Origin of the sequence: Oscillibacter sp. CAG:155, from assembly GCA_000436875.1 — a bacterium.
GTDB lineage: Bacteria > Bacillota > Clostridia > Oscillospirales > Oscillospiraceae > Oscillibacter.
Genome location: FR890940.1, coordinates 1 through 2,999 on the forward strand (window position 1 = coordinate 1; position 2,999 = coordinate 2,999).

Below are 2,999 nucleotides of genomic sequence, written 5' to 3' on the forward strand. Positions count from 1 at the left end.
CCGATGCCGCCGGGGGAGGAGCGGTAGCCGAAGCGGGAGGTGATCCGTCCCGTGGTAGGCCAGCGGAAGGTACCGGTGGGCAGCCAAGTGGGCCGCTCCTTGGTGCCCTGGAGCCGCTGCTCCGTCACGGGCTCTTTCAGCGTCACATAGGAGAGCACCGTGCGGGCCGTCTCCTCGCCGTTGACATAGGTGACATTGGCCACCACGTCGGCCGCGCCGTACTCACCGGGAGAAGTGACCTTGTAGTCGCCCTTGTACAGATACGCGGTGTCGGTGTACTCGATATCGTAGTTCACCTGATCCACATAATGCTCCCGCTGCACCACCGTCATAGTCAGATAGGGAACAGAGGCGGACAGGGTCAGCACTTCGCCGATCTGGAGCTTGTCAATGTTATAGCCGGGGTTCAGTGCCAGCAGCTCCTTGGACGTCAGGCCGTGATCCTCCGCGATCTCGGACCAGGTGTCGCCTGCGGCCACAGTGTAGGTGACTTCGGCGGTCTTGGTACTGTAGAGCATCTCCGCCAGATATCCCAGGTTCATCACCTCAGAGGTGGGGACGTATTCCTGCTTGATTTCCACATCCTCGGCAAACTCGCAGGAGATGGTGTTTTCATCGGTGGATGCGGCCTTGAGCTGCTCCAGCAGTTCTTCCAGCGCGCCGGCGTAGGGCGTGGCGCCGATCCGCTCACCGTTGATATACAGGCAGTAAGCGGACGTCACCAGACCGATCTCATCGGAGAGCTGCTCTTCAAAGGTCTCCTCATCAGATACTTCCTGCCGGCGCATCAGCCCGGAGGAATACTGAATGGAGGAATCCTCAATGGTATAAGTCTCACCCAGGGTCTGGGTGGTGATCTGTTCCAGGTCCTCCCGGGCCGCTTCCGCAGATGCCCGGGAATTCACCGCGCCCACCACTTCACCGTTATAGGTGACGGTGGTACCGATGGTGTAAAACGAGCAGAACACCGCGACGGCGGCTACGGCGCAGCCCGCGCCCAGGAAGGCCACGGGATGGATCTTATACCGTCCCAGCCACGCCCGGGCCTGTGCCATCAGGCGGCCGTTTCTCTTCCGGCGGCCCAGCATGGCCTCCCGCAGGCGGCGGCCCAGCATGGGCACCAGGCTCCATGCAAACAGCAGCAGCTGTACCGCCTTCTGCTCCGACTCCGGGAACCGCTTGGCCTTTTTCTCCCGGACAATGTGGCGCCAGCGGCGCCGGGCCCGTTTCCAGTTTTCCGCAACCGTATGATATAAGGTAATAAAGGGACTGACAGAACCGCCGTCATCCTCCTGCCATGTCCGGAATCTCTCCAGCAGGCTGGCATGCTTCCGGGGTTGCTCAGCGGTGGGTTCCTCCTGCCAGATGGGGGCGGCAGGTCTCGCCTCGGTCCGGTCCTGTACAGCTGCGGCGGTCCGGCGCTCCTGCACCGGCTGCTCCGCAGGCTCGTGGGTCTGGGGAATCCGGTTGCCCCGGCCCGTGGGAATCCGGCCCGTATCGCCCAGGTGGCCGGCCTCCGCCGTCTGCAGAACTTCTCTGCTGGCCAAACGCTTGCCGCCCCGGCGGGTCTTGGCGGCTTGCTGATAGGTTTTCTTCTGTCCTTCGCTCATACGCACTCCTAAACCAACTAATCGATCCTGAGATCCTGTTAGGACGCAAATAGTTACAATTTGTTACCGTTTCATAATAGCGCCTTTCTTTGGATTCGTCAAGTCTTTTTTTGGTGAAAAAGTACCGAAATTCCATCAATTTACGTTTTTTTCCATACCAGCAGCCCCTTTATGCCCCTATGGACTTTTGCGGATTTGACGGAAGGAGCCGCAAAAAATACGTAAAATTTCGTCGCGTTCTGTGTATTTTTACATTGACCGCGACCGGCAGTTGTGTATAATTGTAATTGGTATAAATCTGGGCACAAAACATATTAGATTATGGAGGAATCCTCACATGTTTGAATTTCTGATCAAAAAGCTGAAGGCTCATCCCCGGAAGATCGTGTTCACCGAGGGCACCGATCCCCGCATTCTGGAAGCTTCCGCCCGTCTGCTGTCCGGTACCTTCCTGACCCCCGTTCTGGTGGGCAATCCCGATGAGGTCCAGGCCGCTGCCGAGGAGATCGGCTTCAACATCCGCGGCGCCGAGATCGTTGATCCCGCCAACTTCCCCGATATGGACAAGATGGTCGCCGCCATGGTGGAGCTGCGCAAGGGCAAGATGACTGAGGAGCAGTGCCGTGCGGCTCTGTCCCAGGCCAACTACTTCGGCACCATGCTGGTGAAGATGGGCTACGCCGACGCTCTGCTGGGCGGCGCCACCTACTCCACCGCTGATACCGTTCGTCCCGCTCTGCAGCTGATCAAGACCAAGCCCGGCAGCAAGATCGTCTCTTCCTGCTTCATTCTGGTCCGTCCCTCTGCCACCGGTGACCGCGAGGTCCTGGCCATGGGCGACTGCGCCATCAACATCAAGCCCACCGAGGACGAGCTGGTTGAAATCGCTCTGGAGACTGCCGATACCGCCAAGATCTTCGGCATCGATCCCAAGGTTGCCTTCCTGAGCTACTCCACCCTGGGCTCCGGCAAGGGCGAGGACGTGGACAAGATGCGCAATGCCTTCAACAAGGCCAAGGCTCTGCGTCCTGACCTGGAGATGGAAGGCGAGCTGCAGTTCGACGCCGCCGTGTCTCCCCGGGTTGCTCACACCAAGTGCCCCGACTCCAAGGTGGCCGGCCATGCCAACACCTTCATCTTCCCCGACATCAACGCCGGCAACATCGGCTACAAGATCTGCCAGCGCATGGGTTCCTTCGATGCTTACGGCCCCATCCTGCAGGGTCTGAACGCCCCCATCAACGACCTTTCCCGCGGCTGCAATGCCCAGGAGGTCTACTCCATGGCCATCATCACCGCTGGCCTGTGCCAGGACTGATTTCCGGTTCTTCGTACATATGGAACAAAAAGAGCGGCCGGCCTTTGCGTCCGCACTTTTTGTATTCTTAA

The 2,999-nt window shown here is 59.3% G+C and carries 2 protein-coding genes; one reads left to right on the forward strand and one right to left on the reverse strand.

Annotation, left to right across the window (positions count from 1 at the left end):
- On the reverse strand, window positions 1-1,610 hold a 1,610-nt coding region (locus tag QZL67_RS08020), incomplete at its 3' end, for a G5 domain-containing protein (protein ID WP_292920138.1).
- Between the two features lie 337 nt (window positions 1,611-1,947).
- Between QZL67_RS08020 and pta the strand changes: the two genes are divergently transcribed.
- Window positions 1,948-2,928, forward strand: coding sequence for a phosphate acetyltransferase (pta, locus tag QZL67_RS08025; RefSeq protein WP_022290206.1), 981 nt, complete (start codon window positions 1,948-1,950; stop codon window positions 2,926-2,928).
- Window positions 2,929-2,999 lie beyond the last annotated feature (71 nt).

Coding starts and splice junctions, on each gene's coding strand:
- pta (WP_022290206.1), top strand. CDS start 1,948: ATGTTTGAATTTCTGATCAAAAAGCTGAAGGCTCATCCCCGGAAGATC.